19 protein-coding genes are annotated in these 17,229 nt (G+C 60.7%); 14 read left to right on the top strand and 5 right to left on the bottom strand.

Annotated features, from left to right (window positions below; all coding sequences use genetic code 11):
- Positions 1-6: 6 nt before the first annotated feature.
- From olsA to ACXHRN_RS00705, 6 genes are read left to right on the top strand one after another with little or no spacing between them, the layout of a single operon-like run.
- Positions 7-807, top strand: coding sequence for a lyso-ornithine lipid O-acyltransferase (olsA, locus tag ACXHRN_RS00730; protein WP_488639452.1), 801 nt, complete (start codon positions 7-9; stop codon positions 805-807).
- A 27-nt stretch (positions 808-834) separates the two neighbouring features.
- Positions 835-2,217: a tRNA (N6-isopentenyl adenosine(37)-C2)-methylthiotransferase MiaB gene (miaB, locus tag ACXHRN_RS00725; protein WP_488639451.1), complete on the top strand. Its 1,383-nt coding sequence runs from the start codon at positions 835-837 to the stop codon at positions 2,215-2,217.
- Positions 2,214-3,302, top strand: coding sequence for a PhoH family protein (locus ACXHRN_RS00720; RefSeq protein WP_488639450.1), 1,089 nt, complete (start codon positions 2,214-2,216; stop codon positions 3,300-3,302). Before miaB ends, ACXHRN_RS00720 begins: the two co-directional genes overlap by 4 nt.
- Positions 3,302-3,817, top strand: a complete 516-nt coding sequence (gene ybeY, locus ACXHRN_RS00715) for an rRNA maturation RNase YbeY (RefSeq protein WP_488639449.1) — start codon at positions 3,302-3,304, stop codon at positions 3,815-3,817. The genes ACXHRN_RS00720 and ybeY overlap by 1 nt, the downstream gene beginning before the upstream one ends.
- 12 nt (positions 3,818-3,829) lie before the next feature.
- Complete coding sequence (locus ACXHRN_RS00710) at positions 3,830-5,002, top strand: hemolysin family protein (protein ID WP_488639448.1); 1,173 nt, start codon at positions 3,830-3,832, stop codon at positions 5,000-5,002.
- Between the two features lie 11 nt (positions 5,003-5,013).
- Complete coding sequence (locus tag ACXHRN_RS00705; RefSeq protein ID WP_488639447.1) at positions 5,014-5,268, top strand: hypothetical protein; 255 nt, start codon at positions 5,014-5,016, stop codon at positions 5,266-5,268.
- 2 nt (positions 5,269-5,270) lie between these two features.
- Here ACXHRN_RS00705 and ACXHRN_RS00700 read toward each other — a convergent pair whose 3' ends face one another.
- Genes ACXHRN_RS00700 through ACXHRN_RS00690 form a run of 3 tightly spaced genes read right to left on the bottom strand, consistent with a single transcriptional unit; the run spans position 5,271 to position 6,839 of the window.
- Complete coding sequence (locus ACXHRN_RS00700; protein ID WP_488639446.1) at positions 5,271-5,639, bottom strand: hypothetical protein; 369 nt, start codon at positions 5,637-5,639, stop codon at positions 5,271-5,273.
- Positions 5,623-6,048 carry an acetyl-CoA carboxylase biotin carboxyl carrier protein gene (locus ACXHRN_RS00695; RefSeq protein WP_488639445.1) on the bottom strand — a complete coding sequence of 142 codons (426 nt, stop codon included), beginning with the start codon at positions 6,046-6,048 and terminating at the stop codon, positions 5,623-5,625. Before ACXHRN_RS00695 ends, ACXHRN_RS00700 begins: the two co-directional genes overlap by 17 nt.
- An 8-nt stretch (positions 6,049-6,056) precedes the next feature.
- The gene (locus tag ACXHRN_RS00690; RefSeq protein WP_488639444.1) at positions 6,057-6,839 is read right to left on the bottom strand and encodes a LamB/YcsF family protein; all 783 of its coding nucleotides are present in this window, start codon (positions 6,837-6,839) and stop codon (positions 6,057-6,059) included.
- A 141-nt stretch (positions 6,840-6,980) separates the two neighbouring features.
- Here ACXHRN_RS00690 and pxpB point away from each other — a divergent pair, with 141 nt between their 5' ends.
- From pxpB to ACXHRN_RS00665, 5 genes are all read left to right on the top strand, one after another.
- Positions 6,981-7,661 carry a 5-oxoprolinase subunit PxpB gene (gene pxpB, locus ACXHRN_RS00685; RefSeq protein WP_488639443.1) on the top strand — a complete coding sequence of 227 codons (681 nt, stop codon included), beginning with the start codon at positions 6,981-6,983 and terminating at the stop codon, positions 7,659-7,661.
- The gene (locus ACXHRN_RS00680; RefSeq protein ID WP_488639442.1) at positions 7,658-8,626 is read left to right on the top strand and encodes a 5-oxoprolinase subunit C family protein; all 969 of its coding nucleotides are present in this window, start codon (positions 7,658-7,660) and stop codon (positions 8,624-8,626) included. Before pxpB ends, ACXHRN_RS00680 begins: the two co-directional genes overlap by 4 nt.
- A 3-nt stretch (positions 8,627-8,629) precedes the next feature.
- Positions 8,630-9,880 carry an NAD(P)/FAD-dependent oxidoreductase gene (locus tag ACXHRN_RS00675; RefSeq protein WP_488639441.1) on the top strand — a complete coding sequence of 417 codons (1,251 nt, stop codon included), beginning with the start codon at positions 8,630-8,632 and terminating at the stop codon, positions 9,878-9,880.
- A 12-nt stretch (positions 9,881-9,892) separates the two neighbouring features.
- The gene (locus ACXHRN_RS00670; RefSeq protein ID WP_488639440.1) at positions 9,893-10,927 is read left to right on the top strand and encodes a proline racemase family protein; all 1,035 of its coding nucleotides are present in this window, start codon (positions 9,893-9,895) and stop codon (positions 10,925-10,927) included.
- Between the two features lie 180 nt (positions 10,928-11,107).
- The gene (locus ACXHRN_RS00665) at positions 11,108-11,776 is read left to right on the top strand and encodes a FecR family protein (protein ID WP_488639439.1); all 669 of its coding nucleotides are present in this window, start codon (positions 11,108-11,110) and stop codon (positions 11,774-11,776) included.
- A 327-nt stretch (positions 11,777-12,103) separates the two neighbouring features.
- Here ACXHRN_RS00665 and recF read toward each other — a convergent pair whose 3' ends face one another.
- Positions 12,104-13,228: a DNA replication/repair protein RecF gene (gene recF / locus ACXHRN_RS00660; protein ID WP_488641778.1), complete on the bottom strand. Its 1,125-nt coding sequence runs from the start codon at positions 13,226-13,228 to the stop codon at positions 12,104-12,106.
- Positions 13,229-13,513: 285 nt separating this feature from the next.
- Between recF and ACXHRN_RS00655 the strand changes: the two genes are divergently transcribed.
- Positions 13,514-13,804 (top strand): hypothetical protein, encoded by a 291-nt coding sequence (locus ACXHRN_RS00655; RefSeq protein WP_488639438.1) that lies wholly within the window; start codon positions 13,514-13,516, stop codon positions 13,802-13,804.
- On the opposite strand, the gene ACXHRN_RS00650 is transcribed toward ACXHRN_RS00655, so the two are convergent.
- Positions 13,777-14,526, bottom strand: a complete 750-nt coding sequence (locus ACXHRN_RS00650) for a type 1 glutamine amidotransferase (protein ID WP_488641777.1) — start codon at positions 14,524-14,526, stop codon at positions 13,777-13,779. The two genes, ACXHRN_RS00655 and ACXHRN_RS00650, sit on opposite strands and share 28 nt — an antisense overlap.
- 147 nt (positions 14,527-14,673) lie before the next feature.
- Between ACXHRN_RS00650 and ACXHRN_RS00645 the strand changes: the two genes are divergently transcribed.
- Both ACXHRN_RS00645 and ACXHRN_RS00640 read left to right on the top strand, forming a co-directional pair.
- Entirely contained in the window at positions 14,674-15,624 is a 951-nt protein-coding gene (locus ACXHRN_RS00645; RefSeq protein WP_488639437.1) for a sugar-binding transcriptional regulator, read from the top strand.
- Positions 15,625-15,833: 209 nt separating this feature from the next.
- Positions 15,834-17,144, top strand: a complete 1,311-nt coding sequence (locus ACXHRN_RS00640) for an ABC transporter substrate-binding protein (RefSeq protein ID WP_488639436.1) — start codon at positions 15,834-15,836, stop codon at positions 17,142-17,144.
- Positions 17,145-17,229 lie beyond the last annotated feature (85 nt).

The raw sequence follows: 17,229 nt of genomic DNA, 5'->3' as shown, positions 1-17,229 counted from the left end.
CGGGCGATGATCGCCAACATCCGCATCACGCTGGCTGTTCTGTTCGTTGCCGTGATGACGCTGGTGCTGCTACCGTTTCACCTGGTTTTTCTCTGGCTCAAGCATCCCTGGCGCAATCGCCTGCCACGCTACTGGCACAAGATGACGCTCTGGGCGATGGGCATCAGGGTGGTGGTCCGCGGCGCGCCAGGCGTCGAGCGACCGCTCTTGCTCGTGTCCAACCACTGCTCCTGGCTCGACATCCTCGTCCTGGCTTCGATTGCCGACGTTACCTATGTCGCCAAGGCCGAAGTCCGCGACTGGCCAATCTTCGGCATCCTTGCCCGCCTGCAGCGTTCGATATTCATCGAGCGCGAGCAGCGCCGCAAGACGCAGGACCAGGCCAATGACATGGCCGACCGGCTCAACGCCGGCGAGATTGTCGTGCTGTTTCCGGAAGGAACGACGTCTGACGGCAATGGCCTGCTGCCGATCAAGTCCTCGCTGTTTGCCGCCGCAACTTCTGCAGCCGTGGAATCCAGGACTGGCATGGTGCATGTCCAGCCGGTCGCCGTTGCCTATACCAAGGTGCACGGCCTGCCGATGGGCCTGTATTACCGGCCGATTGCCGCCTGGCCGGGCGACGTGGAGCTCTTGCCGCATCTGCTGGGCGTGCTCAAGGAAGGGGCGCTGGATGTCGAGGTGGCTTTCGGCGCGCCGATCGAGGTCACGGCGACAACCAATCGCAAGCAGCTGAGCACCGAGGCAGAGAGCGAAATCCGCGACATGCTGCACAACATGCTGCATGGCCGCGACACATTGAAATGACCAGCGACATGCTCTAAAGAGCCGGGCATGGACCAGATCGTATCGCCAAAGCCCGCCGAGCCGCTTTCGAACACCAAGAAGGTGTTCGTCAAGACCTATGGCTGTCAGATGAATGTCTACGACTCCCAGCGCATGACCGATGCGCTGTCGGAGAGCGGCTATCAATCCACCGATACCGTCGATGACGCCGATCTCGTGCTCATCAACACCTGTCACATCAGAGAAAAGGCCGCCGAGAAGGTCTATTCCCAGCTTGGTCGGCTGCAGAAGATGAAGAAGGCGCGCGCCAAGGTCGGCCGCGAGCTGATGGTCGGCGTTGCCGGCTGCGTCGCGCAAGCCGAAGGTGCGGAAATCGCCCGCCGTGCGCCGGTTGTCGATGTCATTATCGGCCCGACCACCTACCACCGCCTGCCGGATGCCATCGCCCGTGCCCGCAATGGCGAACGGGTGATCGAGACGGACTATGCCGTCGAGGACAAGTTCGAATACCTGCCGCAGATCAACCGCGAAAAGACCCTTGCCCGCGGCGTCTCGGCGTTCCTGACCGTGCAGGAAGGCTGCGACAAGTTCTGCACCTTCTGCGTGGTGCCCTATACCCGCGGCTCGGAAGTCTCGCGGCCGTTGGGCCAGATCCTCACGGAGGCCGCGCGCCTGGTGGATGCCGGGGTCAGCGAAATCACCCTGCTCGGCCAGAACGTCAACGCCTGGCATGGCCAGGGTCCCGACGGCAAGAGTTGGGGACTCGGCGATCTGCTCTATCACCTCGCCGAAATCTCCGGCATCGCCCGGCTGCGCTACACGACCAGCCATCCGCGTGACATGGATGAGCGGCTGATCGAGGCGCATCGCGATCTCCGCAAGCTGATGCCTTACCTGCATCTGCCGGTACAATCCGGCTCGGACCGCATTCTCAAGGCGATGAATCGCCGCCACACATCTGCCGACTACATCGCGCTTGTGGATAAGATTCGCGCCGCCCGCCCGGATATCGCGCTTTCCGGCGATTTCATCACCGGTTTTCCCGGCGAAACCGACGAGGATTTCGAAGCGACGATGCGGCTTGTCGAGCGCGTCCGGTATGCCCAGGCCTTCTCTTTCAAATATTCGGCGCGGCCCGGCACACCCGGTGCAGACCTTGCGGATCACGTGGCCGAAGACGTCAAGGCCGCGCGGCTCGAGCGTCTGCAGGCGCTGTTGTTTCGCCAGCAGACTGAGTTCCAGCAATCGCTGGTCGGCCAAGAGCTTGATGTCCTTGTGGAAAAGCCAGGCCGTTTTGAAGGCCAGGTGGTTGGCCGGTCGCCTTGGCTGCTGCCCGTTATTATTGATGCAAAAGATATAAAAATCGGTGACATTATAAGGGCACGAATCAGCAAGACCGGGACCAACAGTCTCCACGCCGAATTGGCATGACAGACCGACCGGTCGATCAACAGGAGCAGGACGGTTTGAACAGACCCGAGTTGATGTCTTCTCATGAGCGCCCGCCAATCCGGACTCCGGCAGACGCCAGTCACTTCGTTCTTACCTTCGAAAACAACCGCCTCGCAAGCGAGCTTTTCGGCCAGTTTGACCAGAATCTCAAACTCATCGAGGATCGGCTCCACATCGAGGCCCGATCTCGCGGCAACACCGTGTCGATTTCTGGCGATGTCGCGGCGACGAACCTTGCCCGCAGGACGCTCGATTATCTCTATGGCCGGCTTCAGAATGGCGGCGCCATCGAAGCATCCGATGTCGAAGGCGCCATCCGCATGGCGCAGGCCGCCGACGACCAACTTGTCTTTCCCGCTCTCGAAAAGAAAGCCAAGCTGACGATGGGCCAGATCTCGACACGCAAGAAGACCATCGTTGCGCGCACTCCGACCCAGGACGCCTATATGCGGGCGCTGGAGCGTTCGGAACTGGTGTTCGGCGTCGGCCCGGCCGGCACCGGCAAGACCTATCTCGCCGTCGCCCATGCTGCCCAGTTGCTAGAACGCGGTGCCGTCGATCGTATCATCCTCTCGCGCCCCGCCGTCGAGGCGGGCGAACGCCTGGGCTTCCTGCCCGGCGACATGAAGGAGAAGGTCGATCCCTATCTGCGCCCGCTCTATGACGCGCTTTACGACATGATGCCGGGCGACAAGGTCGAACGCGCCATCACCGCCGGGGTCATCGAAATCGCACCGCTCGCCTTCATGCGCGGCCGCACGCTCGGCAATGCCTGCGTCATCCTCGACGAAGCGCAGAACACCACCGCCATGCAGATGAAAATGTTCCTGACCCGCCTTGGCGAGAATGGCCGCATGATCATCACCGGTGACCCGAGTCAGGTCGACCTGCCGCGCGGCACCAAATCCGGCCTGATCGAGTCGCTGCATATCCTCAACGGTGTCGAGGGTATCACGGTGGTTCGCTTCAAGGACGCCGACGTGGTGCGCCACCCGCTCGTGGCCCGCATCGTCCGCGCCTATGACGCTGAAGGCGCTGCCAACAGCTCCCAGCCGGAAGCCTGATGCCTCGGACGCAAAAGCTGGATATTCAGCTCGGCGTCGAGGCAGGCAACTGGCCGGACGAGGAGAAGCTCGGCAGTTTCGCATCGCAAGTGCTGGAAAAGGCTGCCGCATTTCTTGCTGTGAACGAGAAGCAGCCCTTTGCGAAACAGCCGATCGAGATTTCGCTGGTCTTCACCGACGACGACGATATAAGGGGCATCAACGCGGAATGGCGTGGGCAGGACAAGCCGACAAACGTGCTGTCTTTCCCTGCTTTTCCACTGGTTCCCGGCGGCAAACCGGGGCCGATGTTGGGCGACATCATCCTTGCCGAGGAAACTTTGCGCCGCGAGGCCCTTGACCTCGGCAAGTCATTTGACGATCATCTGACGCATCTCCTGGTGCATGGCTTCCTGCACCTGTTTGGTTATGACCATATAACGGATGAGGAAGCGGCGGTCATGGAAGGTCTGGAAATCCGCATATTGGCGGAACTCGGCCTTGAAAATCCCTACGGGGATGATGACCACATTTGACAGTTTGAGGCAATGAACGACTTTTCCACACGGCCGCATGAAGCGGCACACCAGCCTTCGGCGCATAATGGCGCCGATGACGGCGGCAATTCGATAAAAGGTGAGAGTACCACCTCGCCCAGGCCATCGCTCTGGGCAAAGGTGGCGCGCCTGTTGCGTCCCCAAAATGCGTCGAGCCTTCGCGAGGATCTCGCCGATGTGCTGGCAACCGAGGAGAGCGCCTCGATCGGCTTCTCGCCTGTCGAACGCGCCATGCTCAACAACATCCTGCGTTTCCGCGAAGTCCGGGTCGAGGACGTCATGGTGCCCCGCGCCGAAATCGAGGCCATCGATCAGGACACCAAGATCGGCGAATTGATGCTGCTGTTCCACGACACCGGCCGCTCGCGCATGCCGGTCTATTCGGAAACGCTCGACGATCCCAAGGGCATGGTGCATATCCGCGACCTCCTGGGCTATATGATCAAGGAAGGCCGCAACAAGCGCCGCGCTGCACCGAAGTCGAACGCCGCTGCAGCTGCCGCGCCTGTGCCTGCAGCACCCACTCCGGCGCCAAAGTCCACGTCCAAGGCGCCCAAGCCTTTCGACCTTTCCCGCGTCAATCCCGACACGACCATTGCCGAGGCTGGCATCATCCGGCCCGTGCTGTTCGTGCCGCCGTCAATGCTTGCTTCCGAGTTGATGGCCAAGATGCAGGCCGAGCGCACGCAGATGGCGTTGGTCATCGACGAATATGGCGGCACCGATGGGCTGGCGTCGCTGGAAGACATCGTCGAGATGCTGGTCGGCGACATCGAGGACGAACATGACGACGAGGATGTGATGTTCACGCATCCCTCCGCCGATGTCTTCGTGGCCGATGCCCGCGTCGAGCTGGAAGAGATCGCGGCCGCGATCGGTCCGGATTTCGATATTTCCGGCCAGGTCAACGAAGTCGACACGCTGGGCGGCCTGATCTTCGCAGAGCTCGGCCGCATTCCGGCACGCGGCGAAGTCGTCCAGGCCGTTCCGGGCTTCGAGTTCCACGTGCTGGATGCCGATCCGCGCCGCATCAAGAAAGTACGGATCACCCGCAAGCGTGCACCGGCGCGTCGCCGCACGGCGCGCGAGGAGGCCGAGAGCGGCACCGAGGCTGAAACAGAGGTAGCACCTCCGACCGAGTCGGAAAAGGGCTCCGACATCTAGGGGGAAACGAAATGGTAGACGTTCAACGACCGGCAGGACCTTCGACCTGGCGCATTGTTCTCGCCGCGATCCTGGACTTCTTCACCGCGTTCTTCGTTTTTGGATTCGCAGTCGCGACCGTGTTCGGTGGGCGGACCGAGGGCGGTTTCAACCTGACGGGCGGCCCTGCGCTGCTGATGTTTGCGCTGATCATCGCTTACTTCGTCGTCTTCAATCGTTTCCTCGGCGGCACGATCTGGAAACGCATCCTGCGCGCCAAGCGCTGAGCTCAAAAGAGAATATCGCCGTAGCCGGCGATTGCACCATGCTCGACCAGCGGTGACGGCAACCAGCCGTCCTCGCTGGCCGTCACCGGCATCAGCAGCGCACCGATCTTGAGATAGGCGACAATCTCGCCCTTGCGGACATCGCGCGGAAAAGCAGGGCCTGACGTGTCGGCGGGATGGCGGTGCAGGAACCTGCCGGCCTGGCGGCACGTGATTTCCGGATGCAACTTGGATTCAAACGTGAGTTGGACATCGCAGCCTGGGGCCGAATAGACAAACTCGGCAATGCCGTAGCGGGCCATCATCCGCAGCAGCTTGCGTTCGTCTGCCCTTGCAATCTTGACCAGAGCCATCTCAATCGGGCTCGACATCAAAAAGCGCAGTCCCGGGTTCGACCGAGCTTCCATCGGCGGTATGGATGGCCACGACGATGCCGTCGTGTTCAGCTTCTACGGGATTGAGCATCTTCATTGCCTCGACAATACCAAGCTGCTCACCTTCTTTCACCAGCGAGCCGATTTCAACAAACGGCGGTGCGCCTGGAGAAGGCGAGCGATAGAAAGTGCCTGCCATACCAGCCCTGATCGTCAGCCCAAGCCCCTCCGGCACAAAGAACTTCCCGTCGAGCATATCCCCATTCGGGTCGTGTACCGTGGCTGCGGCCCCATTGCCGCGCTGCTTGGCAAGCCGGATGCGCATGCCACCCTCGGTGACATCGAGCTCGTTGAGCTCGGAGCTTTCCAGCATGCGCATCATTTTTTCGATCAACTCGAGATCCATGATCGTCCTCATACCCCGGCGAACGGCCGGACACCAACGCCAGCCGCTTCGAGCGATGCGCGCAACTGTCGGGCAATGTCGACGGCGGAAGGCGTATCGGAATGCACGCATATGGAGTCGATCGGCGTTTTGAGCCTCTTGCCGGTGACGGTCTCGATCGCGCCTTCCTTCAACATCGACAGGATCCGTCCGGCGATTTCTTCGGGATCGTGCAGCACCGCCCCCGGCAACTTGCGATCGACGAGATAACCTTCATCGGTATAGGCGCGATCGGCAAAAATCTCCGAACGAATCGTCAGTCCCATCTCTGGGGCGAGTTTCTCCATCTCGCCCAGCGCGATCGTCAGGCACACCAGCCTCGGATTGACGGCCTTGATTGCCCGGCAGGCGGCAAGCGCCACGTCCTTGTTCTGCTGGCCGAGATTGCCGAGTGCGCCATGCAGTTTCACATGGGTGATCTTATATCCGGCATAGGCGGCCATCGCCTCGGCCGCGCCGATCTGGTAGGCGATCAGCCGCTCGGTCTCGCCCATGGTGAAAGGGATGTTGCGGCGACCGAAACCCCACAGATCGGGATAGCCGGGATGCGCACCGACCGACACGCCCTTCTCCTTCGCCTTGGCGAATGTGTTCGCCATGACTTCGGGATCGCCGGCATGCAGGCCGCAAGCGACGTTGGCAGATGTCACGATATCCAGCATGGCGCTGTCGTCGCCCATCTTCCAGGCGCCGAAACCTTCACCCATATCGGAGTTGAGATCGACCACCAGTCCGCTGTCGCCTGCCGTCATCGTGCTACCTTGGGTGCAATTGTCGCCAGATCATACTAGACTTCGCATGTTGCGCCACACAAGCGGCAGCTTGACGCGCCAAGAATATTTTCCGTGTGGTGTAGGCAGTCGTGGCAATCTGATATATCAGTTGGAAATCCAATGTCCGGAACATTTCCCGTGCCAGAAACCGACATCACCAAATTCGTCTTCGAAGGACCCGGCGCCCTGTTGCTGCACCGACCGGGGCAGGCTTTTTCGGATGACGTCCAGGCCAGAATCTGGCGGCTCGCAGAGAAGCTGAAATCCGCACACGGAGTCCGCGAAACCGTGCCCGGCATGAACAATCTGATGGTGACGTTTGCCCCCCTCGAGGTGGACGGGGCCAAACTCCGGACGAAGATACGCAAGGCATGGTCGAGAATCAAACCCTCCGGGATGGCGCAGGATGTCCACGACGTGCCCGTCGTCTATGGTGGCGAGATGGGTGTCGATCTCATCGAATTCGCCATGGCCAAGGACATGCCGGTCAATGAAGTCATCGCGCGCCACGCAGCGCCGCTTTATTCCGTGGCCGCAGTCGGCGCGATGCCGGGTTTCGTCTATCTCTCCGGGCTTGATCCGCTTCTCGCGGCACCTCGACTCTCCAATCCGCGCAGCGGCGTACCAAAAGGATCTGTGATCATCGGCGGCACCCAGGCCGGCATCATGCCAGTCACCGCGCCGTCCGGCTGGCACATTCTCGGCCGCACCTCGCTCGACCTGTTCGATCCGCACCGCGAACGCCCAGCATATTTCAAGCCCGGCGACCGCATTCGTTTCGTGCCGCAGGTGGTGGCATGATCGAAATTCTGTCTTCGGGGCTGATGAATTCGGTGCAGGATCTCGGCCGGCCCGGCTATCTCGACCAGGGCATCGGTCGCGGTGGTGCCATGGACGCCGACGCGCTGAGGATCGGCAACCTGATGGTCGGCAATGCGGAAAATGCCGCAGGCATCGAAATCTCGATCTTTCCGTTCCGGCTGCGTTTTCATGCGCCCTGCCTGTTTGCCGTCACGGGAGCGACGGGAAAAGTGACCCTGAACGATGTGACGCTGCCGGCGTGGTGGTCGCGGAGAGCTGAAGCGGGCGATGAACTCAGGATCGATCCGCCCCAGGAAGGCGCACGCGGTTACATCAGCTTCGCGGGCGGCATCGACCTACCGCTGGTGCTGGATTCGCGCGCCACGGACCTCAAGAGCGTCTTCGGCGGCCTGGACGGCCGGACGCTCACACGCGGCGATCGGTTGGAGCTGGGAATCCCCTCGGTTGGCCTGAAGCAGACGGACGGTTTCGGTGTAGACCCAACGATGTTTCGCGAAAACGCCCATTCCCTGCGTTTCATGCGCGGAGCCGAGTTCTCCGCGTTCACTGCGGAGGCTCAGCACGCGCTTCTCGCGACGCAATGGCACGTCTCCAGGGAGAACAACCGTCAGGGCATGCGGCTCGAAGGCCCGGCACTGGCGTTGACGCAAAAACTCGAACTCTTCTCGCATGGCATCATGCCGGGCACGATCCAGGTGCCGCCGTCCGGCCAGCCCGTCATCCAGCTCGCCGAAGCCAACACCTGCGGCGGCTATCCCAAGATCGGCCACGTCATCGAGCCCGATCTGTGGAAACTGGCGCAATTGCCGACCGGCGCCGAGTTTGGCTTTGTCGAGGTCACGCGCAAGCAGGCGGTTGCCGCTGTACGCGAAGCAGAATTGAAGATCAGGCGCTTGCGGAACCTTCTTCCGATCCCGCAGGCCCAGCTATTGAAGGCAGGATGATTCGTGAATAGCCCAAAACTTCCCGTTGTTGTCGCTGGCGCCGGCATCATCGGCGCATCAATCGCCCACGAATTGTCTGCACGTGGAGAGAAAGTCATTCTCGTCGATCGGCAGGAACCGGGCCGCGGCGCCTCCTTCGGCAATATGGCGAGCATCGCCATCAACGGCTTCGAAGCGATTTCGCGCCCCTCCACCTGGAAGAGGATTCCCGGTTGGTTGGTCGATCCGGAAGCGCCTGTTGCAGCCCATCCTCGTCATGCCATCAAGATGCTGCCCTGGTTCCTGAAATTCCTCGCCGCCGGCACGCCGTCGCGGATCCGTGCCATTGAGGCAGCAGGCGCAAGCCTCGCCACGCGCGCACTCGATGACTGGACCACAGTGCTCGACCGGATTGGTGCCCGCGACATGTTGAGCCAAGCCACATGCCTGTCACTTTACGGCTCCGAAAAGGCCTTTGAAGACGATCACTGCAATCGCGAGCTCATGGATGAGTATGGCCTGAAATACGAAATACTGACGCGAGGCGAGATCCGGGAGCGGGAGCCGGCGCTCAATCCGGCAATCCCCAAAGCCACGCTGCTGCCGCAGAACCCGTTCATTTCCGACCCGTTCCTGTTGGTCGGGCGGTTGGTCGAAGCGATGCAGCGAAACGGCGGCACAATGGTCGCCGGCAATATCAGTCGGATTGAACATGACAATCGTGGTGTGACAGCACTCGTCCTTGACGATGGCCGCCGCATCGAGACCGACCGGCTGGTGCTGGCCACGGGAATACAAACCCGCGCGCTTGCCGAGGCATTGGACGAGGCGATCCCGCTGGAAACCGAGCGAGGATATCACACCCAGATCATGTCGCCAGGCATGGATCTTACCTATTCGCTTATCTGGCCGGAACGCGGCTTCATGATAACACCTACGGCGGGCGGCATCCGCGTCGGCGGCTCAGTGGAAATGGCCGGAGTGAAACGCCCGCCCAATTGGCGGCGTGCGCGCATTCTTGTCGAGCATGCCAAATTCGCCTTGCCAGCGCTGAAAGTCGAGAACTACAGCGAATGGATGGGTCATCGGCCATCGCTGCCGGAGCCGATCCCGATTCTGTCACCCTCGGCCGCGACAAACGGTCTTTTCTACGCGACCGGGCATGTTCATCTCGGCTTGACCTTCGCCGCGACCACGGGGATTCTGATGGCCGACATGATCATGGGCAGGAGACCGCCGGTCGACATGAACCCCTTCCGCATCGACAGATTTTGACAGGACAATACAATGAGATGGAAGCGGACGATCCAGTTGGTGGATGTGCATTGCGAGGGCGAGATCGGCCGTCTCGCAACTGGCGGCGTGCCCAACATTCCCGGCAATTCGATCGCCGAACAGCTGCATTACATCAATCATGTCGATGACAGTATCAGGCGCTTCCTGTGTCTTGAGCCGCGCTCGGGTCCTCTGGGCTCGGTCAACCTGCTGCTGCCGCCCAGGCGCGAAGGCGCCGATGCCGGCTTCATCATCCTCCAGGCCGACCAGGCGCATGCGATGTCCGGCTCCAACGCGATCTGCGTCACCACCGCGCTGCTGGAGATGGGCATTGTCGAGATGAAGGAGCCCGAAACCATCGTCATGCTCGACACCGCCTCAGGGCTCGTCAAAGCAACGGCGACCTGCAAGGACGGCCGCTGCGAGCGCGTCGAGCTGACCATGCCGCCCTCCTTCGTGCTGGATCTCGATGTCGAGGTTGCGACCGAACACTGGGGCAAGGTCAAGGTCGATATCTGCTATGGCGGCATTTTCTATGCGATCGCAGACGCATCGTCGGTCGGGCTGGAGATCAGCAAGGCCAATGCACGCGGCCTGGTGGAAGCCGGCATGGCGCTCAAGGAAACCATCAACAGGACGATGAAGGTCGTGCATCCGGAAATCCCGGAAATCTCCGGCGTTGCCTATGTCATGTTCCGCGGCGAGGAGCCCGATGGGGCCGTGCGCACCTGCACGACGATGTGGCCCGGCCGCGTAGATCGCTCGCCCTGCGGCACCGGCAGCTCGGCCAATCTCGCCACGCTTTATGCTCGCGGCAAGGTCAAGGTTGGAGATGTGCTGACCTCGCGCTCGACCATCGGCACAGAGTTCCGCGTTGGCCTGAAGGAAGTCACCGAGATCGCCGGCCGACCCGCCATCATCCCCACCATTTCAGGCCGCGCCTGGACATTCGGGCTGACGCAGGTGGCGCTCGACCCCACCGACCCGACGGCAGATGGCTTTGCGGTCACCGATGTCTGGGGGCCGGAGGCCGGTTCGATCCGCTAACCGGGCAGGCCGATCGCAGGTCGTTTGTAACAGGCTGATAATACCGATGTTCCCCCGGAAACATCGTCCTGAAACATTGGCGGTGATAATGAAACAGATCAAAGCTGTTCCTGACGTCGCTTTCAAAAACGCCACGTCAGGAATAAGCTTGTTGAGAACGACTTTCAGGAGGCTCCTGCCATGTTCGGTAAAACATTTTACATCAACAAAGGCCTGACGCGGCGCCAAACGCTCGGCCTTGCCGGTGGACTGGCTGGAACACTGGCATTGGCATCTGTATTGCCGGCTTTGGCCGACGACCGCATCGGCGAAGTTGTCGACGCCAAGGGCAATGTTCTGAGAACACAGAACGATATCGAGACCAAGATCAAGTCTGGCGCACCGCTTAACAACAACGACCTGATGACCACCGGCGAGAAGAGCTTTGCCTCGATGATGTTAGGCTCAGACACCAAGATCATCATGGGGTCGAACACCGAAGTGCTGCTCGACAGCTTCCTTGCCGAACAGGGCGGAACACTCGAACTCGTCTCCGGCGACATGGTCTTCGACCGGCCGGAAGGCATGCCGAAAATCGACCTGACGATCCGCACGACTTTCGGCCAGATCGGCGTGCGCGGCACCAAGTTCTTTACCGGCCAGAGCCGTGGCAACTTCGCCGTCTTCGTCGAGCATGGCCTCGTCGAGGTGAAAAGCGGCACCACGATCCGCAAGGTTGGCGCCGGCGAGGGCGTCGATATCGCCTCGGATGCCAAGACACGCTCGCTGTTCGGCGCCGACGTCTCCCAAACCAAGAAATGGGGCAAGGGCCGCATCGAGGAAGCCTACAAGAGCGTCGGCCTGATGTAGGACACGCAAAATCGCGGAACAAAGGCCGGCGCAGTCCGGCCTTTTTCATGCCTGCAAGTTTGGGAAGATCCAGAAAATGGAAAGACCGCCATGGCCGGAGGGCAACGCCATGACGGTCTTCTTTAAGTGCGAACAAGGAATAAGGGGCGTCCTGTTCGCAAGTCCGGGTCGGCGGGGGACGTGCCAAACTCCGGAATGGCAGCCAAGGGGCACCGGCTGCCGATCACCTAATGTGCCTCCGCAAATGTGGCATTTCAATGAAGCGGGCCAAGGCCGCTAAATTAAACTTTGGTAATGGACGATTGCGTGCCGCGGCATTGACGGCGATCAGGATTGTATGGCGCCATCGGCGACAGTGAGCATTTGCGCGCGGTCGCCGAGCGCCTCGAAAAGATCTCGGTCGGTGCCGGTCATGAAGGCCTGGCCGCCAAGCTGGTCGATCAGGTCGAACAGCGACGCCCGCCGCTTGGCGTCGAAATGCGCGGCGATCTCATCAAAAAGCAGGATCGGTGCGGCGCCTGTCATATTGGCCGTGAGTTGTGCATGCGCGAGCACCAGTCCGGTCAACAACGCTTTTTGCTCCCCGGTCGAGCAGAGCCCTGCCTCGATCGCCTTTTCGCGATGTTTGACAATCAGGTCCATCCGATGCGGGCCTTCGAGCGTGCGCCCGGCTCCCTGGTCCCGATAGCGTCCCTCTGCCAGAAGGTCGACATAGCGATCCTCGAGATCGAGCGCCGGCAGTCCCTGCATGCCGTCGAGAAAGCCGGTCACATGCAGATCGGCATTCGGAAACGCAGAACCCGAACCTTCCCGATCGCCGAGATGCAGCAATAGCGAAACAAGCTCGGCGCGCGCTATGAGGATCGCTACGCCGAGACCGGCCATTTGCCGCTCGACGGAGGTCAGCCAGTCCGCATCGTAGCGGCCCTCTTCAAGCAACTTGTTGCGCATCTTCATGCTGCGCTCGAAATCCGAAGCACGCCGCCCGTGCGTTGGATCAAGCGACAGCACGAGACGATCGATGAACCGTCTCCGATCTGACGCGGGACCGGTGAAAAGCCCGTCCATCGCCGGTGTCAGCCAGAGAATGCGCAGGTGATCAAGCATCTCGTCGGCCGATTTGGCATCCGTGCCATTGATCCGCACCCGACGTGTCGCAGCCTCGGCGCCCGGCGAAAACCCCGTGCCGATCTCGACGCTTCCCTCCATGCCGTCGATTTCCGCGAAGATCGAAAACCCGGCGTCCTGCTGCTGGCGGGCGACATCGGCATAGACCGCACGCCTAAGCCCGCGACCCGGTGACAGAAAGGAAATCGCCTCCAAGAGATTTGTCTTGCCGGCTCCATTCTCACCCGTCAGCACCACATGCCTGCCGTCCAAGGTAAGCGACGCGTGGCTGTAGTTGCGGAAGGCGGTCAGCGTGATCCGGTTTATTGTGACTTTCTCGGGCATGAACGGCGCAGGTGCTTTCCAGGAATGGCGGTCGAAAGAATCGTCTCCGCTCAATAGCATTTCCCGGCGCAAATCGGAAAAGCCGGATTTGGACGTCTCGTTTTGCCCGCCCTGTGCCGCCACGATACAGAAATCCGCAATTGCAAACAATTTTACCGATCCACTTAAGCGGACCGCAAACACGCCGCGGTAATCTCAGCTTCAGAGAAACGAAATACGTGCCGCAAAACGCCAGTCACCTCGAGAAAAAACAGGACTGGACGGCCAGAGAACAGGGACAGGACAATGCTGAAGACATCCGCTATCGCCGTTGCCGCCACTATCGCCATCAGTGCGTTTGCCGTTCCGAGCGCCGAAGCGATGAGCCTGGGTTCACTGAGTCGCCAGCACATGGTGGTCACGACCGATGAGATCGTGACGGGCTCCATCCCGACCGGCCGCTCCATGTCGCAGAGCTTTCAGCCGAAACTTCAGCTGATCTTCCTGTCGATCGGCAATTTCATTCGCGACCAGCAGTCCGCGTTCGCGCAGAGTGGCGCTGCGACCGTTCAGCTCATCACATTTGCGGCACGCTGAGCCGAACCCGCAACCGATCCGGCATTGACGGTGGCGACCCACGCCCGCGCAATCGCCAAACCGGTGGCATCGGCCGACGGGCCGTATGTTTCCGCGAGATGCTTGTAGCCCTCGCTCCAACCCGGCGACAGACGCTCCATCGTATCGGCAAAGCCGGCGTTCCAGCCTTCCACCACCTTCTGGCTGGCCTCGAAATGAAACTGCATGCCATAGCTCGCCCGCCCGATGCGAAAACACTGATTGGGCGTCGCGCCATTTGAGGCAAGACGCGCCGCCTGTTCGGGCAGCGTGAATGTGTCGCCGTGCCACTGAAACGTCGAAAACGCCTCACCGGCTTTTTCAAGCACCGGGTCGTTGGCCCCCTCTTCGGTGAGCTCGATCTGCTTCCAGCCGAATTCATGCGCCTTCCCCAGCAGGTTTTCCCCACCGTAGGCGCGCGCCAGGATCTGGCTGCCGAGGCAGATGCCGAGCACCGACTTGTCCGCCTCGCCAAAACTACGCATCAGCCTGGCAAGATCAGGAAGATACGGATGAATGTGATCGTCGATAGCGCTCTGCTCGCCGCCGAACACCACTATGCCATCATACGAGTCAGGGCTTTCCGGCAGGGTCTCGCCGATGAACGGCTTGACAAATTCGAGCTCCGCGCCGGCCTCTTCCAACGCCACGCCAACCTGGCCGAGCTCGGAGGATTTGAAATTTTCGACAATCAGTATCCGCATCATGCCCGCCTTGATTCGCCTCGTTTGTCTGAAGTTACGGCTTCGTCGCGCAAATCCAAGCGGCTGTCGGGTTTTTTCTCTTCCCCTCTGGCAGAAAAACGAACTCGCTCCTAATATCCGCTCAGCATTTGGAGGCTGCCTTATCCCATGACAAAGAGATCCACCCGCCTAGACGACGCCGCACGCGCGGGATGGCTCTATTACGTCGCCGGAAATACCCAGGATCAGATCGCCACCAAACTCGGCGTCAGCAGGCAAACGGCGCAGCGGCTGGTTTCGCTTGCACGCTCAGAAGGGCTGGTGCGGGTGCAGATCGATCACCCCATTGCCAACTGTCTCGAACTCTCCGATCGCCTGCGCGAACGCTTCAAGCTCAAATTCGTCGATGTGGTGCCGACCGACCCCGGTTCGGAATCGACCATTACCGGCATTGCCGAATCGGCGAGCGCCGAACTCGAACGTTGGTTGAGGCGGGAAGATCCGGTCCTGATCGCCGTCGGCACGGGCCGTACGCTCAAGGCAGCCGTCGAGCTCCTGCCGCGCATGGACTGTCGCCAGCACAAGGTGGTGTCGCTGACAGGGAATATCGCTCCGGATGGCTCTGCGGCGTACTACAACGTCGTCTTCACGATGTCGGACACGGTCAATGTGCGCTCCTTTCCGATGCCACTGCCGGTCATCGCCACGACGCCGAGCGAACGGGAAATGCTGCATGCCCAGGCAATGATGCGCCCGACGTTGGATCTTGCGAAGAAAGCCGAAGTCACATTCGTTGGCATCGGCGAACTCACGGATGACGCCCCGCTTTTCGTCGATGGATTTATTACGACGACGGAGCTGAAGGCGCTCCAGGTCGCTGGCGCGGTTGGCGAGATCGTCGGCTGGTCGTTCGATGAAAATGGCAAGCTGATCGCCGGGCTGACCAACGAGCGCGTTGCCTCGGCACCCATCCCGCCGCGCGACACATCGCTGGTGATTGCCGCCGCAAAAGGTCCGCGAAAACTGCCCGGCATCCGAGCCGCCATTCGCGGCGCCCTGATCAACGGGCTGATCACTGACGAAGAAACGGCCGAGAAGCTGCTGGCTTCCCCAGCCTGATTTCCTTCCATTTTCCTGATTTCGTTACGGGAAATGCCGTCTCAGTGGCATTTCTTGGGCGTTTTCGCGCCTTCGCGCCCTGCTTTTTTCACATGGCAAATAAACATTGCTGCACCGCAGCGACGATTTCCGCTTGACAGTTCGTCGCAATGGTCGAATAAATGCCCATGAGCATAGCATTTGCTCATTTTTCTTCTGGGAGGAAGATCATGACATTGAAAACGATCTTGCTGGGCGCCTGCTCGGCAATTGCCATGTTCTCCATGGCAAATGCAGAAACCTTGACCATTGCCACCGTCAACAACGGCGACATGGTCCGCATGCAGAAGCTGACCGACGACTTCACCAAGAAGAACCCGGACATTCAGCTTGAATGGGTCACTCTCGAGGAAAACGTACTCCGTGAACGCGTCACAACGGACATCGCGACCAAGGGCGGCCAATACGACGTCATGACGATCGGCACCTATGAAGTTCCGATCTGGGCCAAGCAGGGTTGGCTTCTGCCGCTCGACAATCTTGGCGCCGATTATGACGTCGATGACATCCTGCCCGCCATCCGTGGCGGTCTGTCCGCAGACGGCAAGCTTTATGCAGCACCGTTCTACGGCGAAAGCTCGATGGTGATGTACCGCAAGGACCTCATGGAAAAGGCAGGGCTGACGATGCCCGACGCCCCGACCTGGGAGTTCATCGGTGAAGCCGCTCGCAAGATGACCGACCGCGCCACCGGCGTGAACGGCATTTGCCTTCGCGGTAAGGCCGGCTGGGGTGAAAACATGGCGTTCCTGACGGCTATGTCGAACTCCTTCGGCGCACGCTGGTTTGACGAAAAGTGGATGCCACAGTTCGACCAGCCGGAATGGAAGAAAACGCTCGATACCTATGTGACGCTGATGAAGGATGCCGGCCCGGAAGGTGCCTCGTCCAACGGCTTCAATGAAAACCTGGCGCTCTTCCAGCAAGGCAAGTGCGGCATGTGGATCGACGCAACGGTCGCCGCTTCCTTCGTTTCCAACCCGAAGGACTCTACCGTCGCTGACAAGGTCGGCTATGCGCTGGCGCCGGACAACGGCCTCGGCAAGCGTGGCAACTGGCTGTGGGCCTGGACGCTCGCAATCCCGGCTGGCACGCAGAAGGCGGAAAGTGCAGAGAAGTTCATCGCTTGGGCAACCTCGAAGGGCTATCTCGACCTCGTCGCTTCCAAGGAAGGCTGGGCAAACGTTCCTCCGGGCACGCGCACCTCGCTCTACAGCAATCCCGAGTACCAGAAGGCAGCGCCTTTCGCCAAGATGACGCTGGATTCGATCAACTCGGCCGATCCGACCAAGCCGACCGTCAAGCCGGTCCCTTATGTCGGCGTGCAGTTCGTGGCGATCCCGGAATTCCAGGGTCTCGGCACCACTGTAGGCCAGCTCTTCTCTGCAGCGCTTGCTGGACAGATGAGCGTCGATGATGCGCTCGCTCAGGCGCAATCGGTTTCCGTACGCGAAATGACCCGCTCCGGATACATCAAGTAAAAAGGTCTCCCAAGGCAACTGGCTGCCCGGCCCTCTCCGGGCAGCCCTTTCGGAAGTGGCCGCGCGCAGAAGCACCATCAGAGAG

Source organism: Shinella sp. OV683 (assembly GCF_057787725.1).
The sequence above is the reverse complement of the archived record's forward strand: the minus strand, read 5'-3'. Positions and strand labels throughout refer to the sequence as shown.